Raw genomic sequence first — 25665 nt, 5'->3', positions numbered from 1 at the left:
TGTGAAATACGCTACTTTCCGTTATGTTGCGTGTTCTTGGTCCGCTCCAGGCGGAGGTCAACGGTCGTCCTGCGGACCTGGGCGCCTTCCGGCAGCGGGCCGTACTGGCCCGGCTGGTCGCCGCGGGCGGCCACGTGGTCTCGACAGATCGTTTCATCGACGACCTCTGGCGTGGACAACCCCCGCCCAAGGCGCTGGCCGCGCTCCAGGTGTACGTGTCCAACCTGCGGCGGACCCTCGAACCCGACCGGCGGCCCCGTACCCCCGCGACCGTGCTGGTCAGCGCCGCGCCCGGCTACCGGCTGCGACTCGACCCCGAACTGGTCGACGCCTGGGCCTTCGCCGCGACGGTCGAGGAGGCCGCCGCGGCGCTCGCCGGGGACGGGGCGGCGCGGGCGCTCGACCTGCTGGACCGGGCGCTGGCGCTGTGGCAGGGGCAGGCCTACGCCGAGTTCGCCGACCAGGAATGGGCCGTAGCCGAGGCCGCGCGCCTCGACGACCTGCGGCTGGCCGCCGTCGAACACCGCGCCGAGGCGCTGCTCGCCCTCGGCCGCAACGCCGAGGTACGGCTCGAACAGCACGTCCGCGCCCACCCGCTCAGGGAGAACGCCGTACGGCTGCTCGCCCTGGCCCACTACCGGGCGGGACGGCAGGCGGACGCGCTGGCCGCGATCAGGAGGGCCCGCGAGACCCTCGCCGAGGAGCTCGGCGTCGATCCCGGCCCCGAACTGCGCGCCCTGGAGAGCGACATCCTCACCCACGCGGCCCGGCTGCGCTCGGCCGTACCGGAACGTCCCCTGCCGTCCCCACGCCCGATGCCGTCAGAGGAACCGGCCGTCGAGATGGTCGGCCGTACGGCGGAGCTGGCCGCGCTCGACGCCGTCGCCGACGGCCGTGGGCCGCGCACGGTCTGGCTGGGCGGGGAGGCGGGCGCGGGCAAGAGCACGCTCGCCAACGCCTTCGCCCGGCGCCTGGCGGGGAGGGGATGGCTGACCGTCACCGGACGGTGCCCGGAGACCGACGGCGGGGCGCCGCCGGCCTGGGCGTGGAGCGAGGCCCTGCGCGCCCTGGCCGCCGTCCGCCCGCCCCAGGAGGACCTCGCCGTACGGCTCACGCCCCTGCTGGCCGACGAGACCCCGGCGACCGGCCGGTTCCGGCTCGCCATGGCGGCCGAGGACTACCTGACGCGCGTCGTGACCGGCGGGACCCGGCTGCTGGTCGTGCTTGAGGACGTCCACCGCGCCGACGCCGAGACACTGCGCCTGCTGCGCCACCTGGCCGTACGGCTCGCGACCGTGGAGATCATGGTGCTGGCCACCTACCGGAGCGCCGAGACGACCGACGACCTTGAGGCGACCTGGGCCGCCCTGGCCGGGCGGGAGACCCACCGGCTCGCCCTGGGCGGCCTGGACGTCGCGGACGTGGCCACACTGCTGCGGGAACGCTCGGGACACGACGTCGATCCGGAGACCGTCCGCGCGGTCGCCGAACGGACCGGGGGCAACCCGCTCTTCGTCTCCGAGACGGCCAGGCTGATCAGCACGGACGGCACGGGAGCCGCCCTGGCCCTGCCACCCGGGGTGCGGGACCTGATCAGGCGCAGGATCGCCAGGCTGCCCGCGACCGCGCGGACCACGCTGCGGGACGCGGCGGTCGTCGGCAGGGACGTGGACGTGGACGTGCTGCTCGCGCTCGAAGGGTGCGACGAGGACACCGTGCTCGAAGGGCTTGAGGCGGGCGTCATGACGGGGCTGCTGACCGAGCCGGCCCCCGGGCGGGTGCGCTTCGCCCACGTCCTGGTCCGCGAGACCCTCTACGAGGACACGCCGGGGCTGCGCCGTACCCGGTTGCACGGCAGGGTCCTCGGGGCGCTCGAACGGGCCAGGCCGGGTGACGTCCTGGCCCTGGGACACCACGCGCTGGCCGCCGCGACCCCGGCCACGGCCGGGCGGGCGGTGCCGTACGTGGTGGCGGCGGCGCGGCGGGCGGCGGACCTGCACGCCCACCGGGAGGCGGGGGCCCTCTACCGGGGCGCGCTCGGCCTCGTCGAGGACGACAGGGAACGACTCGACCTGCTGTGCGGCCTGGTGGGCGCCGAGGCGCACGTGGGCGACGTGCTGGCCGCCAGGGCGGACCGGCGGCGGGCCATCGAGGTGGCGCGGCGGCTCGGGACGGGGCTCACCCGGGCGCTGACCGCCTACGACGCCCCGGTGACCTGGTCCATCCAGCCGGCCCGGCGGGTGGACGAGGAGTTTGTCGCCGCCGTCGAGGAGGCCCTGACCGGCGAGAACGACGACGAGACCCGCTGCAGGCTGCTGGCCACGCTCACCTTCGAGCTCGAAGGGCACCGGGAGGAGGAGTGCGAGGTCCACAGCGCCGAGGCGCTGCGCCTGGCCAGGGAGTCGGGCCGCGCCGAACTGGTCTGCCTGGCGCTCAACGCGCGCTACTTCGTCCTGCTGACGCCGCACCGGCGGGCCGAGCTCGAAGCGGTCGGGCGGGAGCTGGTCGAGCTCGGCGGGCGCGCCGGGCTGCCCGGATACCGGATGCAGGGCCACCACGCGCTCTTCATGGTGAGCCTGGGCCGCAACGACCTGGCCGCCGCCCGCCACCACGCCGACCGGGCGCTCGAACACTCGACCACCGGCCAGCTGGGGCTGGCGCTGAGCGTGCTGGCGATGCTGGACGCCCTGGTCCTGCTGGTCAGGGGCGACTTCGCCGCCGCCGAGCGCTCCTACACGCGTACGGCGGAGCGGATGGCGGCGGCCGGGGGGCCGCAGGCCCTGGCCGTCGGTGTCTTCGGCCGGTTCGTGACCCGCCTGGCCGGTGGGCTGCCCCAGGACGTCGAGGAGATCAGGGCCGTCTACGAGCTGCTCCCGCCCGACACCTCGGAACTGCTGGTCGCGGCGCTGGCCGCCGAGGGGAGGCACGAGGAGGCCAGGGCGGTCTGGGAGCCGTACTGGCGGGCCAGGCAGGACTACTACTGGCTGATCCGGCTGACGCTGCGGGCCCGTAACGCCGTGACCCTGGGCGATCGGGAGGTCGCCCGGCGGTGTTACGAGGACCTGCTGCCGTGGGACGACGAGCTGGCCGGGCTGTCGTCGGGCTCGGTGACCCTGGGGCCGGTCGCGCACGTCCTCGGGGACCTCGCGGAGCTCCTCGGCGAGGACGGGGCAGGCCATTACGCCAGGGCCGTACGGGTCGCGGAACGGATCGGTTCCCCGCACTGGGCGCGTGAGGCGGCCCGAGCCCTGGCCTCGGCGCGCGAGACCTGAGAGCGCTCAGCCGTCCGCGAGGGGGCCGTAGATCATCCGCCTGCGGCGGCGGTGGCCGCCGCGCAGCAGGGAGAGCAGCACCGTCAGCGCGGGACCCGCCATCCTGCGCAGCCGGACCAGCTCCTCGGGCCTGGCGTACTCCTCGATCCTGGGCAGCTCGGTCCTGATGTCACCGCCCTTGCGGACGGCCTTCTCGACCTTCTCCCAGTCGGCGACGGACACGTACTTCATGATGATCGGGAAGAGCAGCCGTTCCTCCTCCTCGATGTGCTCGTCGAGCATGTCGGCGAGCCTGGTGAGCAGGGCCGCGAGGCGGGAGGCGTCCCCGGTCGAGACGGTCGAGGCGAAGGCGGCGGCCTGGCCGACGACCTCCGCGAGCAGCGGGTCGAGTTCCGAGTGGTCGTCGCTCAGGTCCCGAAGGTCGACCTCGGCCCCCGCGGACCGTTCGATGACGGGCCAGAGCACCTCGTCCTCCGACACGTGATGGTGGTGGATGCCCGCGCACAGCCGGGTGACGTAGGCGCCGACGGCCGCCGCGCGGGCCACGTCGGCCGTCTGCCTTCCCTCGGCCAGCTCGGTGGCGAGTACGGCCAGGCGGCGGGTCTCCCCTCGCATGGCGCGATGGGTGATCTGGAAACCCAGTAGTTCGGGGGTCGTCACGGCTCTCTCCTCGGTGGTGTGTCTCGTGGTGAGACCACGATGTGAGAGGCCGCTTATGTGGCACTTGGTGACCACTTGGCGTGGGCGCGGGCCCCGGTCCCGTGATGATCCGGATTGATTTCGCATCACGCCGCCGAGCCGTGTATGGTTACACCTGTCCGCAGCGACGAGGCGAAGAAAAGACGCCAAGTCAGAGCGGGCAGGCCCCTTTAGCTCAGTCGGCAGAGCGTCTCCATGGTAAGGAGAAGGTCTACGGTTCGATTCCGTAAAGGGGCTCGACAGCCTCCAGGCCCTGACCAATCGGTTGGGGCTTTCGGCTTGGGTGGACGTTGAGGCCCACCGCAAGACGCTCAAGGACCCGGCGAGTGGACGGGGCATAACCGGGGAAACCCGGAAGATGGCCCTGACCTGCGCAAGTACGCAGTCAGTCCACAGGTCGGGTATCCTTGCGGGGGCCGTCACTCAGATGGCTCCAAGGCGGAGTAGCTCAGTCAGGCAGAGCAAACGGCTCATAATCGTTGTGTCGCCGGTTCAAGTCCGGCCTCCGCTACTACCCTCCCGGTCTCCCTTACGGGGCACCGGTGCGGGTTGTCCCAGTCCCGAACGTAGAAAGGCACTCCCAAGTGGCTGCCACCGACGTTAGGCCGAAGATCACGCTGGCCTGCCAGGAGTGCAAGCACCGCAACTACATCACGCGGAAGAACCGGCGCAACGACCCGGATCGGCTTGAGCTGAAGAAGTACTGCCCCAACTGCAAGACGCACCGGGCGCACCGCGAGACCCGCTAGTTCTCGCGAGGACTCCCGCATCTCTTCGGGAGACGGCTGCCTCGGTAGCACCCGCAAACTCAACGCGAACCGGCGTCCTCTTCGAGAGGGCGCCGGTTTGTCGCGTTCGCACAGCTTTCCTGCCCGGGTGTTGACCATGACCGACAGCCGCGCGGAGGCCGGGGAGGGCTACGGTTTCCTGGTGGCCGTACCGGCGGCCCCCAACCAGCTCGATATCCGTAAAGGAGCACGATGGCTCTGAACCGCGATTTCGTCGGGCGGGCGTCCACGCCCTCTCCGCCCTACGAGGTCAGCCGTGTGAAGATCAGGGAGTTCGCGGCGGCGATCGGGGACGACAACCCGGTCTACCGGGACGCCGAGGCCGCGCGGGCCGTCGGTCACCCGGACGTGATCGCCCCTCCGACCTTCCCCATCGTGTTCAGCCTGGCGGGCGGCTCGATCCTGGCCGACCCGGAGCTGGGGCTCAACTTCGCCATGGTCGTCCACGGTGAGCAGCGTTTCGAGTACCAGCGGCCGATCCACGCCGGCGACGAGCTGGTCACCGTCTCGACGGTGACCGACATCCGCAGCGTGGGCCGCAACGAGCTCATCACCGTCAGGAGCGACGTCTCCACGGTCGAGGGCGAGCCTGTCTGCACGACCTACAACACCATCGTCGAGCGCGGAGGGGCGGGCTGATGGCCGCGACGGTCAAGTACGACGACGTCGAGACGGGGCAGGAGATCCCCGCGGTCGACTACCCGGTCCGCCGCGTCAACCTGGTGATGTACGCCGGGGCCTCCGGCGACTTCAACCCCATCCACTGGAACGAGCGCTTCGCCAAGGCCGTCGGCCTGCCCGACGTCATCGCGCACGGCATGTTCACCATGGCCCAGGGCGGCCGGTTCGTCACCGACTGGGCGGGCGACCCCGGTGCCGTCGTCGACTACGGCGTGCGCTTCTCCTCCATGGTGGTCGTCCCGGACGACGAGCAGGGGGCGGTCATCACGGTCAGCGGCCTCATCGAGCAGAAGCTTGAGGACAAGCGCGTGGTGGTCGCGCTGACCGCCCGTTCCGCCGACTCCAGGGTGCTCTCCAAGGCCCGCGCGGTGGTCCAGCTGGCCTGACGGTACGGCCTCCCCGGGCCCCGGGGTCCGGGGGTGGAGTGTCGTGCCCGGCGGGATTTGTTTCGCCTGATTTCTCCTTCCGTGCGTGGGTAGCGTCCTGGAATGAGCGAAGTACCACCTCACGTGACCGCTCTCGCCGAGCGGTGGGTCAGGGCCAGGACCGGTGACGATCTCGCGGGGGCGGAGACGCTGCGCGGGGAGATCGAGGCCGAGGGCTGGCTCGTCCGCGCGCTCGGCGAGGGTTTCGACCTGGTTCCCCGGCCGTCTTTCGAGGTGTGGCCGACGGTCAGCGCCGTACCAGTACCCGAAAAGCCGATAAATCCGGAGAATGCCGAGGGATCGGTAAAAGCGGGCCGGGTGACCGGCACCGTACCGCTTGAGGAGGGCACCTCGGAGGCCGAGCGGGTGCGGGAGGCCGCGGCACCCGGCGCCCGCCCGGAACGGCTCGGTGACCTGGAGGCCGAGCGGGTCGCCGGGACCGAGGCCGCTCCCGCCCAGGAGCCCGAGGGCGTCGAACTCACCGGCAGAGCCGGGAAGAACCGTGGGCCGGGGAACGCCTCCGGAGCCGGTGGCCGCGACAGGACCGGGGAGGACCGCGGGGACCCCGAGCGGATGATCGAATCCCAGCTGCTGTGGGACGCCAGTCTGTCGGTCTCCCGGCTGGACGAGGAGGTCACCCCGGTCGAGCCCGAGGAGCCGGTCGCGCCGCCGAGCGTGACGGTCGCGCTCGTGGTGGACGGCTGGCCGGAGGACCTGCTTGAGTGCGTCAGGGCCGTGGTCGCCCGCACCGAGGCCAGGATCATCGCCCTCGACCTGGGCAACGTCGACGGGGCAGGCGAGGTCCTTGAGGAACTGGTCAAGGAGTACCCCCACCGGGTCGAGGCCTGGCACGTGGCCGAGATCGCGCACTGGCGGGGAGGCACGGCGGGGTGGGGCGAGAGCCGTACGAAACTGCTGAGGCTCGACGGCGCGGACGTGCACGTGGTGATGGAGACCTCCACCATCCTGGACGGCGACGCGATCACCCCCCTGATCAAGGTGCTTGAGGACGACGTGGTCGCGGCAGGCTGGAAGGGCGTCGACCCGGGGGAGGACGGCCACGACTGGCACGAGGCGGGGCCCGGGGAGGTCAAGGGGGTGCTCGGCCACCTGTTCGCCGTACGCCGCGACGCCGCGCTCGCGGCGGGCGGTTTCTCCCGGGACGCGCGTTACTACCGCAACGCCGACCTGGAGTTCTCCCTGCTGCTGCCCGGCACGGTCGTCGCCCTCGACCGGGACCTGCCCGTCCACCAGGAACGGCACCGCGGCTACCACGACGTCGACCCGGCCTACCGGGACAGGGAGTCGCGCAGGACCTACGACCGGGTGCTCGGCCTGCTCCGCTCCACATAGCGGCTCCCCGTAGGCTGGTCGCCGGATTGTCGCACCGGGCGTGGGGAAGCGCATGACTGAGCGGGTCGCAGGGGTACGGCTGGCGCCGTACACGACGTTGGGGCTGGGCGGGGCCGCGAGGGCGTTCGCCGAGGCCGGGTCGGCGGAGGAGATCGTCGAGCTGGTCGCGGCGGCGGACGCGGCGGGGGAGCCGGTGCTCGTGCTCGGCGGCGGCAGCAACCTGGTGGTGGCCGACGAGGGCTTCGACGGCCTGGTGGTGCGGGTGGCGTCCAGGGGCGTGCGGACCGAGACCGAGGGCGGGAGGGTCCGGGTCACCGCGCAGGCGGGGGAGGACTGGGACGCCCTGGTCGCCCTGACCGTCGCCGAGGGGTGGTCCGGGGTGGAGTGCCTGTCCGGCATCCCCGGGCTGGTCGGCTCGACGCCGATCCAGAATGTCGGCGCCTACGGGCAGGACGTGTCACAGACGATCACCGGGGTGCGGGTCTACGACCGCGGGACGGGCGAGGTCAGGGACATGGACGCGGCGGAGTGCGGCTTCGCCTACCGCGACAGCGCGTTCAAGGAGGAACTCGGCAGGCACGTCGTGCTCTCGGTCACCTACGAGCTGGCCGCCGACGACCTGTCCGGGCCGGTCGCCTACAAGGAACTGGCCCTCAGGCTGGGTGTCGAGCCGGGGGAGCGGGTGCCGCTCGGGCGGGCCCGTGAGGCCGTGCTCGCCCTGCGCGCGGGCAAGGGCATGGTGCTCGACCCGGCGGACCCGGACACCCACAGCGCGGGCTCGTTCTTCACCAACCCGGTCCTCAGCGCGGCCGAGGCGGCCGAACTCGACCTGCGCGTGCCCGGTTTCCCCCGCTGGGACATGCCCGGGGGCTCCGTCAAGGTCCCCGCGGCCTGGCTGATCGAGAACGCGGGCTTCCCCAAGGGCTACCGGCGCGGCCCGGCGCGCATCTCGACCAAGCACACCCTGGCCATGACCAACCCCGAGCTTTCCGCGACCACCGAGGAGCTGCTCGACCTGGCCCGCGAGGTGCGTGACGGCGTGCTGGAGAAGTTCGGGGTCACGCTGGTCAACGAGCCCGTGATGGTCGGAACCGGCCTGTGAGGGCATTTGCGGGCGCCTGTTATCGTGGACCGGTAACACCCGAGGGGGAGTAGTCCCAATCGCGTGATCGACATACTGGCGCCACGGCGCCCGGTCGCGCGGGCCTTGAGGCGGAGACGCCGAGGCGGACGAGACCTTCGGCCTGGCAGGCATACATCGATGCCGCCGGGCCGAAGTCGTGCCCGAGACTCCCCGGGTGCCCCTTCCGGCCCGGCCGCGCGCGGAAGGGCAGCTCGTTGGAAGCATTCTGGATCAGTCTCGCCGTGATCTTCGTCGCCGAACTCGGCGACAAGAGCCAGCTCATGGCGATGACCTTCGCGACCAGGTTCAAACCGTGGCCGGTCCTGGCCGGTATCACCCTGGCCACCGCGGTCGTCCACCTCGTCAGCGTCGGCCTGGGCAGGCTGGCCGGTGACCTGATCCCCACCACGGCCATCACGATCGTGGCGGGCCTGGCGTTCCTGGGGTTCGCCGTGTGGACGCTGCGCGGGGACGAGCTGACCGACGAGGAGGAGCAGAAGGCCAGCCGTACGACCAGGTCGGCGATCGTGGCGGTGACCGTGGCGTTCTTCCTCGCCGAACTCGGCGACAAGACCATGCTGGCCACCATCACGCTGGCCACGCAGTACGGCTGGTTCGGCACCTGGCTCGGCTCGACGGTCGGCATGGTCGCCGCGGACGCGCTGGCCATCCTGGTCGGCCGCATGCTCGGCAAGCACCTGCCGGAGAAGGTCATCAAGTACGGCGCCGCCGCCGCGTTCGCCGTCTTCGGCGTCGTGCTGCTGGTCGAGCCGCTGTTCGCCTGAGCCGGGGCTCACGCACGGCCGGTACCCCGCCGTCGTCTGAGCGGTCGCCCGTGGATCTCCCTCCCGGGGTTCACCGGGCGGCCGGAGCCTCGCCTTCGGCCGGCCCGAGCCGTTCGCGGATCTCCCGCAGGCTCGGGTTGACCAGGCCGGTGCCGTCGGGCATGACCACGGTCGGGATGAGCCAGGAGCCGCCGCCGATCTCGGTGATGCGCTCGATCGCCCCCGGGGTGTGGTCGACGTCCACCTCCGTGAAGGGGATGCCGGCCCGGGTGAGCTGGGACTTCAGGCGTTGGCAGTGGCCGCACCAGGGGGCGCTGTAAACGGTGAGGGAGTCCATGCATTTCCCATTCGGAAGGTGGGTTTGACCGGGGCGCCGTCGGGCGAATACTCTCCAGAGCCAAGTGGATAGTAATGGTAGACGCAGCAGCTAGACAGGCTGGCTGGTCGCAGAAAGTAGGTCTCCGTGACCGGTCTCCCCGACGTCGCCCTCACCCGGCGTTCCCTCCTGAGATCCCTCGCCATCGTGGGCGGCCTGGCCGCGGTCCCCGGTCTCGCAGCCTGCGGCTCGACCCCTCCCTCTCCCGCAGCCGGGAAGACCGACCTGCTCAGGGTCGCGCTGCCCTCCTCGATCGGCTCACTCGACGCGAGCAAGGAGGCGGGCATCATGAACTACGTCGTCGCCCTCCTCTGCCAGGAGGCGCTCGTCGGCGTCGGGCAGGACGGCGGTCTCCAGCCCGCCCTCGCCGAGTCGTGGGAGCGCAAGGACCCGAAGACCTACCTCTACCGGATCCGTTCCGGGGTGACCTTCACCGACGGCACCCCGCTGACCGCCGACGACGTCGTGGCCAGCCTCGACCTGCACGCCAGGAAGGGCTCCACCTCGGCCTACGCCTACGCCTACGCCAACGTGGACGAGATCAAGGCCGACGGCTCCACGGTCACGATCACCCTGAAGGAGCCGGACGCCTCCTTCGCCTGGACCCCCTCCCCGGGCACCCTGCAGATCACGAGCAGGAAGTTCGTCGAGACGACCGGCGAGAACATCGGCACCCCGGCCGGGAAGATCCTCGGCACCGGGCCGTACAAGGTGACCGAGTTCGCGCCCGACTCGCACGTGACGCTGGAGCGCAACGACGCCTGGTGGGGCGGCAAGGTCCCCTACCGGCAGATCAGGCTGGACTTCGTCCCCGAGGAGTCGACCCGGCTGCTGGCCATGCGCGGCGGATCCGTCGACGTCGCGCTGAACGTCCCCGCCGAGCAGATCGACCAGTGGAAGGCGATCTCCGGCGTCGAGGTCCGCACGGCCAGCGACCGGTCCCTGGTCACCCTGGCCTTCAACACCGCCAAGAAGCCCTGGAACGACGTCCACGTCCGTAAGGCGGTCGCCCACGCCGTGGACCGCGAGGGCATCGTGCGCAGCGTGCTGCGCGGCCACGGCCAGGTCGCGACGACCGTCCCCGACCCGGCCCAGTGGGGCGGCGTGCTCGACGAGGCCCAGGTCAAGGACCTCTACGCGCGCATCCCGCAGTACGGCTTCGACCTCGCCAAGGCCAAGGAGGAGCTGGCGCTCTCCTCGGTGCCGGGTGGCTTCTCCGACGTGCTGACCTACCCAAGCAGCGGCCCCCAGCTCGGCAGGGCGGCCCTCACCCTCGCCGAGAACCTCAAGACCATCGGCATCACGCTGGAGGTCAAGGAGATCCCCCTCGAACAGTGGATCTCCGAGCTGGGCAAGCACGACTCCGGCGTCTACCTCGGGTGGTACTTCGCCACGACCGGCGACCCCTCCGAGTACGTCCAGCAGCTGCTCAACGGCGCCTACGCCGGGGAGAACGGCTCCAACATCGCCGAGTACGCCAACGCCGAGGTGACCGGGCTGCTCGACGACGCCAAGAAGAGCACCGACGACGCCGCCAGGGGCAGGCTGCTGGGCGACGCGCTGGTCAGGGCCGCGGCCGACGTTCCCTACCAGCCGCTGTGGTGGGGAGAGGCGGCCACCGCGTTCGGGCCGAAGATCGGCGCCGGGGAGTTCGGCCCCTACTTCTTCGTCGGCCCCTGGGCCGCCAAGCTCACCACCCGCCCATGACCGTCGTGGACCTCTCGCGGGACGCGGGACTGCGGGCGCACGCGGCCCTGGCGACCCTCCGGGTGCCCGACGCCGTCGCGCTGCACCCCGAGGGCACCCGCGTCGCCTGCGTCCTGCCCCCGTCCGAGGCCGAACCCGTCGCCCACGTGCTCGACCTCACCCGTGCGGACGCCGTCCCCACCCCGGTTCCCGAGGTCGCGGGACGCGGGCACGCGCTGACCCGCTGGCTGCCCGACGGGCGGCTGCTGCTCGCCTCGGGCGACGGGCAGGCCCTCGACCACGTCGAGGTCCGCGCGGGCGACGACCTCGTCACCGTCTGGCGGGCCGGGGTCGGCGGGGAGATCGAGGACCTGGTCGCCGACGCCGACGGCACCGTCCTCGTACGGCTCGCCGACCCCGGAAGCGAACGCGACGGCAGCCACCTCGGGCTCCGGGTGGCCGACCCGGCCGCCGACCCCTTCGTCAGGACCCCGGGCGGACGGCTGCGGCGGCTCGCCCTGCTCAGGGTCGGGGACCCGGCCCCGAGGCCCGTCCCCACCCCCGGCCTGACCGTCTGGGAGGCCGACTGGCGCGACGGCCTCGCCCTGGCCGTGACCTCGGCGGATGAGACCCCCGGCGGGTACTACCGGCCCGGCCTCGTCCTGATCGACCCGGCCACCGGGGGGACCCGGACCCTGCTGACCACCTCCTGGCAGCTCAGCCGCCCCAGGCTGGCCCCCGGTGGACGCGCGGCCGTCGTGGTCGAGGGACTGTCCATCGTCTCGGGACGGGTCGTCCACCTCGACCTGGAGAGCGGTACGGTGACCCGGCTGACCACCGTGGACGACGTCACCGACCTGGGCTGGCTCGACGAGCACACCCTGTGGTTCACCGGGTGGTCGGGAACCGGCACGCACGGCGGCACCATGACCGCCGAAGGGCGGGTGCTGAGCCGCTGGACGGCCTGGGGCACCCTCGGCGGGCGCGACGGTCAGCCGTCGCTGTCGCCGGACCGCACCGGCACCCGTGCCGCCGCCGTCTGGGAGACGGCCGGGCGACCACCGGAGATCGCGCTCGCCGTCCTCACCGAGGGGGAGTGGCACCAGGTCACCGCCCTCAACACCGACCTCGCGCGGCTGGCCGTACGGCAGGAGGAGGTGAGCTGGACCGGGCCCGACGGGCTCACGGTCCAGGGGCTGCTGCTGACCTCCGGGGAGGCGCCGGGGCCGAGGCCGCTGGTGGTGATCGCGCACGGCGGGCCGACCTGGCTGTGGTCGAGCGCCTTCGCCCCCGCCGAGTCCAACCAGCTCGCGCTGCCGCTGGCGCACGCGGGCGCCGCCGTACTGCTGCCCAACCCCCGGGGCAGCAGCGGACGCGGGCAGGACTACGCCCACCGGGTCATCGGGCACGTCGGCGAGGAGGACCTCGGGGACGTGCTCGCCGGGACCGACCACCTCGTGGCGGCCGGGATAGCCGACCCCGGGCGGATGGCGGTGCTCGGGCTGAGCTACGGCGGCTATCTCAGCGCGTGGGCGGTGACGCGGACCAAGAGGTTCAGGGCGGCGGTCGTGATGTCCGGCGTCGCCGACTGGCTCAGCTTCACCACCGCGAGCAATCTCGCGGGCGGCTACGACCCGCTGTACCACCGGGGCGCCGACGCGACCACCCCGGAGGGCAGGGAGTTCCTCGCCGCGCGTTCCCCGGTCTGTCACGCCGGAGCCGTGACCACCCCGACGCTGATCCTGCACGGCGCCGAGGACAGAACCACCCCCGCCGGGCAGGCGGACCAGCTCTATCGTGCCTGGTCAGCGGTCGGAGTGAGGACTCAGCTCGTCGTCTACCCTCGGGAGGGCCACGAGCTGACCGAGCCGGGACACCGTCACGACGCGGCCGGCCGCGTGCTCGCCTGGCTGACGGAGAACGGGGTGCTGTGATGGACGGGCGGAGCCGGGACGGCCTCCCGTGGGACGGGGACGACGGCTCTCACGGGGACGTCCGGGAGGCCGCCGTGGGAGGCGGCGCTTACGAGGGCGTCCGGGAGAACGGCTCGCGCGAGGACGCCACGGGGGACGGCTCTCACGGGGGCGTCCGGGAGGCCGCTCCGGGAGAGGGCGGTCACCGTGTCCGGCGCGCCGGGCGGGGCTGGGGCGCCTTTCTGGCGCGCAGGCTGGCGGGGACCGCCGTCGTCGTCGCCCTGGTCTCCGTGGGCGTGTTCGGCCTGCTCTACCTCGCCCCGGGCTCGGTCCAGCAGACCCTGCTCGGCACCCGTCCCGCCACGCCGGAGACCATCGCCGCCATCCAGGCCCGCTACCACCTCGACGACCCGCTGCCGGTGCGGTACCTCACCTGGCTCGGCGGCGCCCTGCGCGGCGACCTCGGCGTCTCCATCAGGACCGGCTCCCCGGTCGCGGACATGATCGGCGAACGACTGCCGCTCACCCTGGCGCTCACCGGGTACGGCACGCTGCTCGCGGTGCTCGTCGGCGTCCCCCTCGGCGTCGCGGGAGCCGTACGGCGGGGCAGGGCGACCGACCGGTTCACGGTCACCGCCGGGGTGGTCGGGCTGAGCGCCCCGCCGTTCGCCGTGGGACTGCTGCTGCTCGTGGTCTTCGCCGCCTGGCTCGGCTGGTTCCCCGTGTACGGCACCGGCGAGGGCCTGGCCGACCGGATCTGGCACCTGACGCTGCCCGCCGCCGCGCTGGCCGTGGGCGCCGTGGGCATGCTCGTCCGTTTCAGCAGGGCCGCGCTCATCCGCGAACTCGACCAGGACTACGTGGTCTTCGCCAGGGCACGCGGCCTGGGCGGAGCCGGGGTCCTGGCCTACGCGCTGCGCAACTCGCTCGTGCCGATCCTCACCGCCGCCGGGCTGGTCGTGACCGGCATGCTGGCCGGGACCGTACTGGTCGAGGTGACCTTCGCGCTGCCCGGCCTCGGCTCCCTGCTGGTTGACTCGGTCACCTTCAAGGACGTGCCCGTGGTCCAGGCGCTCGCGTTGCTGCTCACCCTGCTCATCGCCGCCGTCAACCTCCTGGTCGACGTCGGCTACTCCCTGGCCGACCCCAGGGTCAGGCTCGACGGGAGGGCCTCGTGAGGCGCCCGTTCACCGGCCGTCGTCCGCAGGAGGCCGTGGAGGTCCGCAGGAGAGGCGCGGCGCGGCCCGCGTGGCTGCGCGCCCCGGTGAGCGTGGCCGTCGCGCTCCTGGTGCTTGTCCTGGCGGCCGTCGCCGCCGCCTTCTCCCCCTGGATCGTGCCGGACGCCACCGCCCAGGACCTGATGCTGGGCATCAGCGGCCCCGGCCCCGGTCACCCGCTCGGCACCGACGACCTGGGCCGCGACGTGCTGGACCTGCTGGTCGCCGGAGCCCGTACGGCCGTGCCGGGGGCACTGTGCGTAGCCCTCGGCTCGATGGTCGTCGGCAACCTGGCCGGGCTGCCCGCCGGATACCTCGGCGGCTGGGTGGACGCGCTGGTCATGCGCTGGGCCGACCTGGTGTTCTCGCTGCCCGCCCTGCTGGTCGCCATCGTCGTGGCGGGCGTGCTCGGCGGCGGGTACGGCCTGGCCATCGCCGTACTGGTCGTGCTGTTCTCGCCGACCGACACACGGGTGGTGCGCGGAGCCGTACTCGAACAGCGGCACCGTCCCTACGTCGAGGCCGCCCAGATGAAGAACCTCTCCTCCTGGCGGATCATGACGCGGCACGTGTGGCCGAACATCGCGCCCGTCGCACTGGCCAACGTGTTCCTCAACTTCGCCTACGCCCTGGTCTCGCTGGCCTCGCTGTCCTTCCTCGGTCTGGGCGTCGCGGCGGGCTCACCCGACTGGGGGCGGACGCTGTCGGACAACCGCACCCAGTTCCTGGCCAACCCCTGGACGGTGATCGCCCCCGGCCTGGCGATCATCGCCGTCGCCGCCGCGCTCAACATCGTGGGTGACTGGCTCTACGAACGCGTGGACGCGCGGGGAAGGGCGCGCTGAGGATGGCACAAGAGGGCGGGATCACGGTCGAGGGGCTGACCGTACGGCAGCCCGCGACCGGCAGGACCCTGTTGTCCGAGGTCTCCTTCGACGTCGCGCCGGGGGAGTCCCTCGCGATCGTCGGTGAGTCCGGCTCCGGCAAGTCGCTCACGGTCAGGGCGACGCTCGGCCTGCTGCCCAGGGGACTCGACGCCTCCGGCCGGGTGAGCGTCGACGGCGTGCGGGTCGACGACGACCCCCGAACCCGCGCTCGGCAGCGCGGCGGCGTGGTCTCCCTCCTCATGCAGGACCCGTTCACGCTGCTCAACCCGCTGCGCCGGGTGGGGAGGCAGATCGCCGACGGGCTGCCGAAGGGGGCCGACGCCGCGACCGAGGTGCCCAGGCTGCTGGCCGAGGTCGGGCTGCCCGGGGACGTGGCCGGGCGCTACCCGTTCCAGCTGTCCGGCGGCATGCGGCAGCGTGTCGGCCTGGCCGCCGCGCTCGCGGGCGGGCCCCGCGTGCTGGTCGCCGACGAGCCGACGACCGCGCTCGACGCGACCACCCAGCGTGAGGTGCTCGCCCTGGTCCGGCGCATCCAGCGGGACCGGGGCATGGCGTTCGTGCTCATCACCCACGACCTGCGGCTGGCCTTCTCCACCTGCGACCGGGTCATGGTGATGTACGCCGGGCGGATCATGGAGAGCGGTGGGGCGGCGGCCGTACGGGACGAGCAGCTCCACCCCTACACCCGGGCCCTGCTGGCGGCCGAACCGCCCGCCGACCGGCGCCTGGCCGTCATCCCGGCCGTCCCCGGCTCCGTGCCGGCCCACGACGCGGTCGCCGACCGGTGCGCCTTCGCCGCCCGCTGCTCCCTGGCCGTGCCCGGGTGCCTGGCCGTGCGGCCCTCGGCTCTGCCGGTACGGCCAGGGCGGGAGTCGGCCTGCCTGCGCGCCGCCGAGCTGCCCGCCAGGCCCGCGCCCGCACCGGGGGTCGCGCCTGGCGCCCCGGTCACGGCCGCCCCGGTGCTCGACCTGCGTGACCTGCGCAGAACCTTCGCCGGATCCGCCCGGCCCGCCCTCGCCGGGGTGAGCCTCACCGTCGCGCCCGGCGAGGTGGTCGGCGTGGTCGGTGAGTCGGGGTCGGGCAAGACCACGCTCGCCCGCTGCGTCGCCGGGCTGGAACGCCCCGACGCGGGCACGGTCCTGCTCGACGGGATCGACTGCTCCGACTACGGCAGGCTGAGCCGTACGGCGGTGCGCCAGGCCCGGCGCACCGCGCAGATGATCTTCCAGGACCCCTATTCGACGCTCAATCCCGCCCGCACGATCGGGGCGACCCTGGCCGAGGCCCTGCGCGCCGACGGCCGCCCGGCCGCCCCGGGAGACGTCGCCCGGCTGCTCGAATCGGTCGGCCTGAGCCGCGACACGGCCGGGACGCGTCCCGCCGGGCTGTCCGGCGGCGAACGTCAGCGGGTCGCGATCGCCCGTGCGGTGGCGGGTGAGCCCCGGCTGCTGATCTGCGACGAACCGGTCTCCGCGCTCGACGTCTCGGTGCAGGCGCAGATCCTCGCCCTCCTGGCCGAGCTGCGGGAACGGCTGTCCATGGCGATGCTGTTCATCACCCATGACCTGGCGGTCGTCCGTCAGGTCGCCGACCGGCTCTACGTGCTTGAGGCGGGCCGGTGCGTGGAGACGGGCCCCGTCGACCAGGTCCTCGACGCCCCCTCCCACCCCTACACGCGGACGTTGCTGGCCAGCGTCCCCGACGGCTCCCCGGGCTGGCTCGGTTGACGCCGCAGCGGCCTGCCCGGGTCACCCGGGGGTCAGGGCGGCCTCCGCCTCGGCGAGCTCCCTCGCCGGATCCACCATCCTGGTCAGCAGCTCAAGGTCGTCCGGGTCGTAGCGCCGTCTGACCTCGCGCCGGCGTTCGGCGGCGACGTGCAGCGGCGGCACCGCCTCCGCGTACGCTCCGCGCCTTCAGCTTGCCCGCGAACATCGCGGCCAGGCCCCCGCCGCTCCCGGCCGAACGCAGGTGTCGGCGTTCGGACTCCTGCCAGGCCTTGTGGTGGCCGAGTTCGGCGTCGTGTCGGTGCCGGTGGTCATGGGCCGCCCTCGGCGGGAACGGCCTGGTGGTGGTCCGTCGGGCCGTGGGTGAGGACGGGCCCGTTGGCCGGGTCCTCGACATCCCTGCACGTGGACGTCGCCTGACGGGTTCGGGAGGGTTTGACGGGTTAGTCGCCGCGAAGATAGTCTGCGCGCATCCTAAATGTCGAAGGGGAGACCCATGTGGGAGTACGAGCACAGCGTCGAGACCACCGCCGCTCCTGAGGCGCTGTGGCGTCGCTGGTCCGACATGGAGACGTGGCCGCAGTGGAACGACGGGATCGAGAAGATCGAGGTCGACGGCCCGTTCGCCGTGGGCACGGCGTTCAGGATGACCCCGCCGGGGGAGGACCCCGTCGAGTTGCGCCTGGTGGAGATCGTGCCGGGTGAGGTGTTCACCGACGAGATGGACGCCGGTGGGTTCGTCGTGCGCACCGTGCACCGGCTGGAGCGGCTCGACGCGGGACGGACCCGGGTGACCTACCGTACGGAGATCGTCGGACAGGTCGCGGACGAGGTCGGGCCCCGGCTCGGTCCGGCGATCACCGCGGACTTCCCCGACGTGGTGGCCGCGCTGGTGAAGCGGGCGGAGGAGGGTTAGGCCGTGGTCGCCCATCCGGACGAGAGCCCGGGGTTCCTGCTGTGGCACGTCACGCTGCGCTGGCAGCGGGAGATCGTCGCCGCCCTCGCCCCGCTGGACCTCACCCACGTGCAGTTCGTGCTGCTGGCGACCGCCTGGTGGATGAACTCCCACGGCGAGAGTCCCAACCAGCTCAGCCTGGCCAGACGCGCGGGCACCGACGTGAAGATGACCTCGCAGGTGCTGCGCAGGCTGGAGGACAAGGGCCTCCTCAGGCGGGAGGTCGATCCGGCGGACACCCGGGCCAAGTTGCTGAGGACCACCGACGAGGGCGCCGAACTGGCACGGCGGGCCATCGGTGTCGTGGAGGCCGCCGACGCGGCCTTCTTCGGAGCCACTCCCGACCTGTCCACCCTGCAGGCCCTGATGCGCCCTCTCGCCGACCGCCCTCTCGCCGACCCCTGAGCCGGGCCGGGTCGAGGGAGCCGCCGGTCCTGGCCGTGTGCTTCCTGGGACCGGCGGCGTTCTCGGTGTTCTTCGCCGGGTGACCGGTGGTCGTGCGGGCGCCGGAGGCGGCCGGGCCCGCGTGACGGGTGGTCAGGACCAGTAGGAGCGGGCCCGTTCTGCGGCGGTGGTGAGGGCCTCGCCGTCGATCTTGGTGAAGGTCAGCGGCACGTCGAACGCGGGCCACTGGACCACGAACTCGAACGGCTCCGGAGGCGGCAGCGGCCACATCCACAGGTTCCAGTGGCCGGTGGCCAGGCGGCCTCCACCGCCCCCGCCGCCTCCGCCACCCTGACGCAGGACGGGTCCCTTGGGACGCGGCGGCGGCCACTCGTCGGAGCTCGTCCTGCCGTCCACGGTCGTCGCCTTGGAGCCGTCGGGCAGGCGCACGCCGAAGCGCAGGACCTCGTCCTCAAGGAGGCGGCTGGGGCGGGTCCGGTTGCGGCGTCCCTCGAACATCAGGCCGCGCCGTTCCCACCAGCTGTCCTCGTCCTCGTCGAGGAGTCGTCGTGCCGCCAGCCGTACGTGGAACTTCACGTTCTCGGGGAAGGCGACGGCACTGGCGAGGACGATCGTGATCGAGTCGCTCTGGAACAGCGTCTGCTCGACGGCCACGGTGCCGCCGAGCAGATCCTTCGGGGGGCCTGCCCACGGGGGCTGATCTCTCTCCTCCGAGGCCAGGTCCCGGCCGAGTCGTGGAGGGGGGGTGAAGAAATCCATGCGGTCAAAGTACGCAACCTCACAGCCCGTCCGGGTGTTTTTTCACCACATAGCACCCCATAAGTGCGGTGTCCCGATCGATACGGCGCACCCATATAGACGGATTTATACGGAAAAATCCTTTTCCTGTACGGCTGGCGCACCCGCGCGGTTCGCCGGCCAGGGGAGGGTCAGGGCCAGTAGGAGTGCGCGCGCCTCGCGGCGGCGACGAGCGGTGCGCCGTCGATCTCGGTGAACGTCAGCGGCACCTCGAAGGCGGGCCACTCGACGGCGACCTCGAACGGCTCCGGCGGCGGCAACGGCCACAACCACAACGGCCAGTGCCCGGTGGCGAAGTCGTCGCTCCCCGTTCTGTTGCCCGACCGTCGGCAGTGCAGGACCGGACCGTCCGGACGAGGGGGAGGCCATTCCTCGGCGTCCAGTGCGCCGTCCACGGTCGTCGCCTTCGACCCGTCGGAGAAACGGACACCGAGCCGAATGACCTCGTCCGAGAGGCGGGAGCCGTGATGGCCGTGAAAATCGAACAGCTGGTCGTGGCGGTCCCACCAGACGTCGTCGTTGACTCCCTCCAACCGGCGGAACGCCATTCGCACGTTGAGCGTCACCCCTTCGGGAAAGACGACGGCGTCGGTGAGCACGATGGCCAGTGTCTCCGTGCGGAACAGCGTCCGGTCGACGGGTACGGCGGCGCCGACGAAATCCTCGGGAAGGCCGAGCCAGGGTGGTCTCTTTTCCCGCTTCATCGGTTTCCGCTCGGGAGGCGGTGGCGCGGTGAAGAAATCCATACGGCCACGCTACACAAATCCCGTTTCCATGGCCGGGCGGAAAGAATTCCACTTCTCCGGTCCCGGGCCGGGGCGGATCCGAAAAGGCCCCCACGCCCCGACCCCGTGGACGCGTGAACGGGAGGGCCTGGCAGAGTTTCGGGTGTTACGGGTGACACAGCACAAGGAACGGGACCATGACATCCATCGAGTTCGGAACGCCCTCGACCCTGCCGCCGACCAACGGCTACAGCCACGTGGCGAGCATTCCCCCTGGTAGCAGGATCGTGTGGACCTCGGGGCAGGTCCCGATCGACGCCGAAGGGACGGTCGCGACGGCGGGTGACTGGGAGGCGCAGACCCGCCAGGTCATGCGGAACGTGGGAGCCGCCCTCGAAGCGGGTGGGGCGACCTGGGACGACGTCTTCAAGCTGACGATCTTCGTGGTGGACACCTCGGCGCTGGCGACCGTGCGGGCCGTACGGGACGAGTTCATCAACCTGGAGCGTCCTCCGACGAGCTCCCTCGTCCAGGTCGCGGGCCTGTTCCGGCCTGACATCCTCATTGAGATCGAAGCCGTGGCCGCCATTTCCGAATCGTAGGGAAAGCGCGGTAGGCCGTCTCCGGCAGAAGAAAATCCCTTAGTAAGAAGATTGTTTTTCGATAGCATCGGGACCGCCTCGTTCAGTTTCCATGACACGGAGGTGGACGATGGCGGACGCCCGGGCCGACGGCGCCACCGAGGGAAATCCGCCGGTGGGTGTGCGGACTCCGCGGTTCCGGCGGCTCTGGTGGTCGTGGACGATCTCGTTGTGCGGGGACGGGGTGCGGTTTCTGGCCCTTCCCCTCTATGTCGCGCTGCGCAGCAGGGATCCGCTGGCGACGAGCGCGGTGGCCTTCGCGGAGACGTTGCCGTGGCTGCTGGGCGCGTTGCCCGCCGGGGCCGTCGTGGACCGGTCGCCGCCGCGGACCGTGCTGGTCGCCGCGCACGGGGTGCGGGCCGTACTGACGGCCGTGCTGGTGACGGCCATGGCGGCGGGCGCGGACTCGGTGGCGTTGCTGTGCGTCTTCGCCTTCCTGCTGACGCTCGCCGAGACCTTCGCCGACCCCGCCTCCCAGGTCATGATGGTGCACCTGGCCGGACCGGATGATCTCCAGGAGGCGAACTCCCGCTTCTACGCCGTCAACACGGTGGCCATGACCGTCATCGGTCCCCTCGCCGGTGGCCTGGTGATCGCCGTCAACCCCGTGTTGGCCTTCACCGTCGACGGGCTCAGCTTCGTGGCGGCCGCGCTGCTCGTGGCCACCCTCCCCGCCTTCCCCGCCGACGCCGGGGCGACGGGTACCCGGCTGGTGGCGGGGGTCGGGGAGAGCATCCGTCTCCTGCTGGGACACCCCGGGCTGCGCACGCTCGCCACCATGGTGATGGTCGCCGGTGTCGCCTCGACCGCCTTCGACACCCTGCTGCCGCTCTACGCCGTCGACAGCCTGGGCATGGGCCCCCGTACGGTCGGGTCGCTGGTCATGGCGTTCGGCGTCGCCACCCTGGCGGGAACCTGGCTGGCCCCGCGCCTGGCCAGGCGGGTCTCCGACGGCCCGGTGATGATCACGGGGATGGTCGTTTCCGGCGGCGGGATCACGCTGGTCGGCCTGGTGGGCACCGTCGCCGCGGCCTGGACGGGTGTGGCGATGATGGGCGCGGGCGTGGGGCTGTGGAACGTGCTCTCCGCGACGCGCCGCCAGCGCCTCACCCCGCCGGGCGCGATGGGCCGCGTCTCTGGCGCCTACCGGATGATGGCCTGGGGCCTCATGCCTGTGGGCAGCGGGCTGGCGGGAGTGCTGGCCGCCGCCACCACGTTGCGGGTTCCCATACTGGTGGCCGGGCTGGCCACGATCCTGACCGTCGCCCTGCTCGCCGTTCCCCTGCTCAGGACGGGTCCCGCGCGGGAGACCCCCTGAACGGGGCTCAGTCCTCGGAGAAGGAGATCAGGGTCAGGACGCGGCAGGGGAGGGCGCCGGTGATGTAGAGGTGGTCGGACTCGGAGGCGAACCGCAGGGCGTCCCCCGCGGCCAGGGTGACCGACCACTCCGCCGTCTCGACCGTCACCTCCCCGGAGACCACGTAGGCGTGCTCGACCGACCCCCGGCCGTGTGAGCTCTTGGCGCTGCGGGTCCCGGCCGGGATGTCACCCTCGGCCAGTTCGAAACGGCGGCGGTCGGGGGCGGCGAACAGGGTGCGGACCGCGCTGTCACCGACCAGCAGGGGGGCGTTCTCCCCACGCCGGACGACCTCGGGCCCCACCAGGTTGACGCGGGTCAGCTCGCCGAAGGTCAGTTCGAGGGCGGTGGCCAGCCGGGAGAGCACCTCGACCGTGGGGTTGGCGACGCCCCGCTCGACCTGGGAGATCAACGCCTTGCTCACCCCGGTCAGCTCGGCCAGCTCACGGACGCTGAGACCGCGTGCCAGGCGGACGCGGCGCAGGTTGGCGGCGATCGCCTCACGCACCCCGGCCGCCTCGGCGGGGGCGTCACGTACGGCGGGAGCCGCGAAGGAGGCCGCGAGAGAACCGGTCACGTCGAAGGCGGCGCCGTTCTCGCTCCGCATGGCTCCCCCTCACATGGCTGCCCGTACGCATCACATGATGCAGGACGTCAGCCGATGAGGGCGAGGCGGTGGGCCGCGGCGGCGGCCTCGCCCCTGGTGGAGACACCGAGCTTGCCCAGGATGTTGGAGACGTGCACGCTGACGGTCTTGGCCGAGATGAACAGCTCGGCCGCGATGTCGCGGTTCGACCGTCCCTGGGCGACCAGGCGGAGCACCTCCTGCTCGCGAGGGGTCAGCGGCGCCGTCGCGGGAGCCGTTGCCGGCGCCGTCGCGGCCGGGACGCCCTCCCCGGTGAGGGAAACCCCGATCCTGCGGGCCAGCGCCTCGATCTCCGCCTGCAGGGGCCGGGCCGACAGCGCGACGGCGATGGGGTGCGCCGTGCGCAGCCGTACGGCGGCGCCCTCACGATCACCCGCGCCCGCCGCCGCCCGCCCCGCGTGGAGCAGCGACTTGGCACGGGGGTGGGGCCGGTCGAGCCGTTCCCAGGTGATGGCGGCGGCGTCGTGGTCACCGTTGACGCTGAGCCGGTAGGCCTCGGCGACCGGGCTGTGCACGCCCATCGTGGCCCCGACCCCCTGGACCTGGGCGCGCAGCGCCGTCGCGCGCTCAGGAGCGATGGGCTCGGCGGCCTCGGCGACCGCGGCCAGCAGGGAGAGCACCCGCCAGCCGAGCATGGGCTTGCTGGTGATCTGCGCCTCCCCGACCACCCGTTCGGCGACGTCGAGCGCGGCCAGGGGTTCGCCGTCCAGCAGGTGCAGGCCGATCCTGAGCCGGGAGTTGGCCGAACGCTCCTGGGTGAACTCGTCCAGGACGGTGAACGCCTCGACCTCGTTCAGCACGGACCTGACCACCTCGGTCTCACCCCGGGCGACCGCCACGTCGGCCCTGATGCGGCGCAGGTGGTGGCGGGTGCGCAGGGTGGGGTCCATGGTGAGCGCCTGCTCGGCGAGCTGGGCGGCCTCCTCGAACCGGCCGAGTGACTCAAGGGCCTCGGCCCGGTTGTTGGCCAGGAACGTCCCCGAGACGCGGTAACGGCCGTACTTCCTGGCCAGTTGCTCGCCTTCGAGCGCCAACTCGACCGCCTCGGCGGAGCGGCCCATGTTGTTGAGGGCGTCCACGGTGTTGCTGAGCGCCCGCAGGACGATACGGCCGGAGGCCTTGCGCAGGCCGATGGCCTGGGCGGTCTCGTTGATGGCGACCGTCTCCTCAAGCCGGCCTTCGATGGAGGGGCCGAGGGCCAGGTTGAGCAGCAGGTCGGCTTCGAGGCACTCGTCGTTGTGCTCGCGGGCGATGCGCAGCGCCTCCTCGGTGAGCGCCGTCCCCTCCGTCACCTCACCGCTGAAGATCAGGTAGGACCCCAGCTTGGACAGCACCACGGCGCGTTCCGGACTCGGGTCGGGAACCAGGCGCGCCGCGTAGCGGAAGTGGTCGAGAGCTCCCGGCCTGCGCTTCGACATCTTGAACTGGGCAAGCCGTACGAGGAGTTCGGCGACCCGGCCTGGCTGGGTCTGCTCGTCGAGTTCGTCCAGCGCGGCCTTGACGAACTTCATGCCGCGGTCGATCTCACCGCAGGAGTGGGCGGCCTCGGAGGCCTCTTCGAGGACCGTCGTGTGGTCGACGCCGATGCGCGAGGAGGCGTCGGGAACCTTGTTCCACAGCGTGAGCACCCGTTCGAGCAGCTGCATCTTCTCGTTGTAGGCGAAGGTCCTGGACGCCTTGGCCGCGGCCTCCCAGGCCGAGATGAGGGCCCACAGGTCGTCACGGGCGGAGTACCAGTGGTGGGCGATCTCGATGGCGGCCCGGCCCATGGGGACCAGGGTGCGGTCCCTGCCGATCTCCTCGGCGAATCGGGCGTGCAGCCGTACGTGCTCGCCGGGCAGCAGCTCGTCGTGTACGGCTTCGCGGATCAGGGCGTGCCGGAAGGCGTAGGCGCGGCCGTCGGCGACCTGGAGCACGTTGGCCGCGATGGCGGGCCGCAGGGTGTCCTCAAGATCGACGTCGGACAGGCCGCTGACGGCGGCCAGCAGGTCGTGGCCGACCCGGATGCCGCCCGCGGCGGCGATGCGCAGCAGCCGCTGGGTCTCGTCGGGCAGCTGTTCGACGGCGCCGAGGATCAGGTCGTGCAGGGAGTCGGGGTAGGAGGAGTCGACGCCGCATTCGAGCAGCGCCTCGACGAACAGGGGGATGCCCTCGCTGCGTTCGAAGACCTGCCCGACCTGGGAGAACTCCGGGGTCGTGCCGAGGATGCCGGCCATCTGGGCGGCGACCTCGTCACGGGTGAGCCTGGGCAGCTCCAGCCTGGCGACCCCCTCGACCCGGCCGAGCTCGGCCAGGACGGGACGGAGCGGGTGCTGGCGGTGCAACTCGTCCGAGCGGTAGGTCATGACCATCAGGACCGGGGCGGTACGGAGGTTCCGGCTGAGGAAGGCGATCAGGTCACGGCTCGACCGGTCGGCCCAGTGGATGTCCTCGATGACCAGGATCACCGGGTTGCGCTCGGCCAGCCGTTCGAGAAGGGTGAGGATCTGCTCGAAGAGCCGCCCCCTCGCGGTGTCGGTCTCGACCTCACCGCTCGGCTCGCCGAACTCGGGCAGCAGTCTGGCGAGGTCGCGCGCCCCGCCGACCGGCAGCAGCGCCGCGACCTCCTCGGCACTCGTCTCACGCACGAGCTGGCGGATCGCCGCGGTGAACGGCGCGTAGGCCAGGCCCTCCGTCGACAGTTCGACACAGCCGCCGATGAGCACGTGCGCCCCCCGGCTCGCGGCGCGCTCGGCGAAGAACCCGATCAACCGTGACTTGCCGACCCCCGCCTCGCCCCCGAGCAGCACCGTCGCGGCCGCGGTACTCCGGGCCTGCTCGAACGACTCGGACAAAGCGGCGAGTTCTATCTCCCGCCCTACGAAGACGGGGCTTGCCGCCCGACCCACCATGTCTTCCAGCATGTCATGCCTTATACGAACTCTTCTTCCCATTTATCTCTCGGCAGAAGAGGTGACGACCTACGGGGGGTGGAGGGCCCGGCCGGGTGAATACCGGTGGCCGGGCCCTCGTGACGTGGTCATGCGGAAGCGGGCTTGCGGAACAGACCCCTGCGGCGCTCACCGGAGGACTGTCGCTTCTGCTCCGCCTCCTGCCGCCGGGTGGCCTCACGGGCGCGGCGGTACTCGACGGCCTCTCTGCGAAGGTCGGCGGCGCGCTGCTCGATCAGCTGGTGGTGGAACTCGGGAGCCATTTCGGCTTCCTCCTCA

Annotated in this window: 24 protein-coding genes and 2 tRNA genes; 18 read left to right on the top strand and 8 right to left on the bottom strand. The window is 72.1% G+C overall.

Going from position 1 to position 25665, the window contains the following annotated elements; translation table 11 throughout:
* Nucleotides 1–23: 23 nt before the first annotated feature.
* Nucleotides 24–3272 (top strand): BTAD domain-containing putative transcriptional regulator, encoded by a 3249-nt coding sequence (locus tag ABZ463_RS28250; RefSeq protein WP_362780648.1) that lies wholly within the window; start codon nucleotides 24–26, stop codon nucleotides 3270–3272.
* Nucleotides 3273–3278: 6 nt separating this feature from the next.
* On the opposite strand, the gene ABZ463_RS28245 is transcribed toward ABZ463_RS28250, so the two are convergent.
* On the bottom strand, nucleotides 3279–3932 hold the full coding sequence (locus ABZ463_RS28245; RefSeq protein ID WP_362780646.1) for a hemerythrin domain-containing protein: 654 nt from the start codon (nucleotides 3930–3932) through the stop codon (nucleotides 3279–3281).
* A 203-nt stretch (nucleotides 3933–4135) separates the two neighbouring features.
* Here ABZ463_RS28245 and ABZ463_RS28240 point away from each other — a divergent pair.
* The 8 genes from ABZ463_RS28240 to ABZ463_RS28205 all read left to right on the top strand — a co-directional run bounded on the left by ABZ463_RS28240 (nucleotide 4136) and on the right by ABZ463_RS28205 (nucleotide 9126).
* A tRNA-Thr gene (locus ABZ463_RS28240) sits at nucleotides 4136–4208 on the top strand.
* A gap of 200 nt (nucleotides 4209–4408) precedes the next feature.
* A tRNA-Met gene (locus ABZ463_RS28235) sits at nucleotides 4409–4482 on the top strand.
* Between the two features lie 73 nt (nucleotides 4483–4555).
* Nucleotides 4556–4720, top strand: coding sequence for a 50S ribosomal protein L33 (rpmG, locus tag ABZ463_RS28230; RefSeq protein ID WP_036325591.1), 165 nt, complete (start codon nucleotides 4556–4558; stop codon nucleotides 4718–4720).
* 231 nt (nucleotides 4721–4951) lie between these two features.
* On the top strand, nucleotides 4952–5398 hold the full coding sequence (locus ABZ463_RS28225) for a MaoC family dehydratase N-terminal domain-containing protein (RefSeq protein WP_352010781.1): 447 nt from the start codon (nucleotides 4952–4954) through the stop codon (nucleotides 5396–5398).
* On the top strand, nucleotides 5398–5826 hold the full coding sequence (locus ABZ463_RS28220; RefSeq protein WP_352010780.1) for a MaoC family dehydratase: 429 nt from the start codon (nucleotides 5398–5400) through the stop codon (nucleotides 5824–5826). The genes ABZ463_RS28225 and ABZ463_RS28220 overlap by 1 nt, the downstream gene beginning before the upstream one ends.
* Nucleotides 5827–5928: 102 nt before the next feature.
* Nucleotides 5929–7218, top strand: coding sequence for a hypothetical protein (locus tag ABZ463_RS28215; protein WP_362780643.1), 1290 nt, complete (start codon nucleotides 5929–5931; stop codon nucleotides 7216–7218).
* A 52-nt stretch (nucleotides 7219–7270) separates the two neighbouring features.
* Nucleotides 7271–8320 carry a UDP-N-acetylmuramate dehydrogenase gene (locus ABZ463_RS28210; protein ID WP_362780641.1) on the top strand — a complete coding sequence of 350 codons (1050 nt, stop codon included), beginning with the start codon at nucleotides 7271–7273 and terminating at the stop codon, nucleotides 8318–8320.
* 236 nt (nucleotides 8321–8556) lie between these two features.
* The gene (locus tag ABZ463_RS28205; protein ID WP_352010777.1) at nucleotides 8557–9126 is read left to right on the top strand and encodes a TMEM165/GDT1 family protein; all 570 of its coding nucleotides are present in this window, start codon (nucleotides 8557–8559) and stop codon (nucleotides 9124–9126) included.
* Between the two features lie 70 nt (nucleotides 9127–9196).
* On the opposite strand, the gene ABZ463_RS28200 is transcribed toward ABZ463_RS28205, so the two are convergent.
* Nucleotides 9197–9463, bottom strand: a complete 267-nt coding sequence (locus ABZ463_RS28200) for a glutaredoxin domain-containing protein (RefSeq protein WP_362780639.1) — start codon at nucleotides 9461–9463, stop codon at nucleotides 9197–9199.
* A 126-nt stretch (nucleotides 9464–9589) separates the two neighbouring features.
* On the opposite strand from ABZ463_RS28200, the gene ABZ463_RS28195 reads away from it, so the two are divergent.
* Genes ABZ463_RS28195 through ABZ463_RS28175 form a run of 5 tightly spaced genes read left to right on the top strand, consistent with a single transcriptional unit; the run spans nucleotide 9590 to nucleotide 16932 of the window.
* On the top strand, nucleotides 9590–11209 hold the full coding sequence (locus ABZ463_RS28195) for an ABC transporter substrate-binding protein (protein ID WP_362780637.1): 1620 nt from the start codon (nucleotides 9590–9592) through the stop codon (nucleotides 11207–11209).
* Nucleotides 11206–13122, top strand: a complete 1917-nt coding sequence (locus tag ABZ463_RS28190) for a prolyl oligopeptidase family serine peptidase (protein WP_362780635.1) — start codon at nucleotides 11206–11208, stop codon at nucleotides 13120–13122. Before ABZ463_RS28195 ends, ABZ463_RS28190 begins: the two co-directional genes overlap by 4 nt.
* Nucleotides 13122–14279, top strand: a complete 1158-nt coding sequence (locus ABZ463_RS28185; protein WP_362780633.1) for an ABC transporter permease — start codon at nucleotides 13122–13124, stop codon at nucleotides 14277–14279. The genes ABZ463_RS28190 and ABZ463_RS28185 overlap by 1 nt, the downstream gene beginning before the upstream one ends.
* Nucleotides 14276–15163: an ABC transporter permease gene (locus ABZ463_RS28180; RefSeq protein ID WP_352010772.1), complete on the top strand. Its 888-nt coding sequence runs from the start codon at nucleotides 14276–14278 to the stop codon at nucleotides 15161–15163. The genes ABZ463_RS28185 and ABZ463_RS28180 overlap by 4 nt, the downstream gene beginning before the upstream one ends.
* Nucleotides 15164–15165: 2 nt before the next feature.
* Complete coding sequence (locus ABZ463_RS28175) at nucleotides 15166–16932, top strand: ABC transporter ATP-binding protein (protein WP_362780631.1); 1767 nt, start codon at nucleotides 15166–15168, stop codon at nucleotides 16930–16932.
* A gap of 21 nt (nucleotides 16933–16953) precedes the next feature.
* On the opposite strand, the gene ABZ463_RS28170 is transcribed toward ABZ463_RS28175, so the two are convergent.
* Nucleotides 16954–17094: a hypothetical protein gene (locus tag ABZ463_RS28170; protein ID WP_362780628.1), complete on the bottom strand. Its 141-nt coding sequence runs from the start codon at nucleotides 17092–17094 to the stop codon at nucleotides 16954–16956.
* Nucleotides 17095–17425: 331 nt separating this feature from the next.
* Between ABZ463_RS28170 and ABZ463_RS28165 the strand changes: the two genes are divergently transcribed.
* Nucleotides 17426–17845 (top strand): SRPBCC family protein, encoded by a 420-nt coding sequence (locus ABZ463_RS28165; RefSeq protein WP_362780625.1) that lies wholly within the window; start codon nucleotides 17426–17428, stop codon nucleotides 17843–17845.
* 3 nt (nucleotides 17846–17848) lie between these two features.
* Entirely contained in the window at nucleotides 17849–18289 is a 441-nt protein-coding gene (locus ABZ463_RS28160; protein ID WP_352010768.1) for a MarR family transcriptional regulator, read from the top strand.
* 132 nt (nucleotides 18290–18421) lie between these two features.
* Here the strand turns inward: ABZ463_RS28160 and ABZ463_RS28155 are convergent, their stop codons facing one another.
* Together ABZ463_RS28155 and ABZ463_RS28150 are read right to left on the bottom strand one after the other, a co-directional pair.
* Nucleotides 18422–19048 (bottom strand): hypothetical protein, encoded by a 627-nt coding sequence (locus tag ABZ463_RS28155; RefSeq protein WP_362780623.1) that lies wholly within the window; start codon nucleotides 19046–19048, stop codon nucleotides 18422–18424.
* A gap of 170 nt (nucleotides 19049–19218) precedes the next feature.
* Nucleotides 19219–19833: a hypothetical protein gene (locus ABZ463_RS28150; RefSeq protein ID WP_362780620.1), complete on the bottom strand. Its 615-nt coding sequence runs from the start codon at nucleotides 19831–19833 to the stop codon at nucleotides 19219–19221.
* A 176-nt stretch (nucleotides 19834–20009) separates the two neighbouring features.
* Between ABZ463_RS28150 and ABZ463_RS28145 the strand changes: the two genes are divergently transcribed.
* Together ABZ463_RS28145 and ABZ463_RS28140 are read left to right on the top strand one after the other, a co-directional pair.
* The gene (locus ABZ463_RS28145) at nucleotides 20010–20414 is read left to right on the top strand and encodes a RidA family protein (protein ID WP_352010765.1); all 405 of its coding nucleotides are present in this window, start codon (nucleotides 20010–20012) and stop codon (nucleotides 20412–20414) included.
* 109 nt (nucleotides 20415–20523) lie between these two features.
* Nucleotides 20524–21771: an MFS transporter gene (locus ABZ463_RS28140; protein WP_362780617.1), complete on the top strand. Its 1248-nt coding sequence runs from the start codon at nucleotides 20524–20526 to the stop codon at nucleotides 21769–21771.
* A gap of 7 nt (nucleotides 21772–21778) precedes the next feature.
* Here the strand turns inward: ABZ463_RS28140 and ABZ463_RS28135 are convergent, their stop codons facing one another.
* From ABZ463_RS28135 to ABZ463_RS28125, 3 genes are all read right to left on the bottom strand, one after another.
* Complete coding sequence (locus ABZ463_RS28135) at nucleotides 21779–22417, bottom strand: XRE family transcriptional regulator (protein WP_362780615.1); 639 nt, start codon at nucleotides 22415–22417, stop codon at nucleotides 21779–21781.
* 47 nt (nucleotides 22418–22464) lie between these two features.
* Nucleotides 22465–25359 carry an AAA family ATPase gene (locus ABZ463_RS28130; protein ID WP_362780613.1) on the bottom strand — a complete coding sequence of 965 codons (2895 nt, stop codon included), beginning with the start codon at nucleotides 25357–25359 and terminating at the stop codon, nucleotides 22465–22467.
* A 116-nt stretch (nucleotides 25360–25475) separates the two neighbouring features.
* On the bottom strand, nucleotides 25476–25649 hold the full coding sequence (locus ABZ463_RS28125; RefSeq protein WP_352010761.1) for a hypothetical protein: 174 nt from the start codon (nucleotides 25647–25649) through the stop codon (nucleotides 25476–25478).
* Nucleotides 25650–25665: the final 16 nt, after the last annotated feature.

The sequence above is a fragment of the Streptosporangium sp. NPDC020145 genome, assembly GCF_040631275.1.
GTDB lineage: Bacteria > Actinomycetota > Actinomycetes > Streptosporangiales > Streptosporangiaceae > Streptosporangium.
Note: the sequence above shows the minus strand (reverse complement) of the source record. Positions and strands in the feature narration are given on the sequence as shown.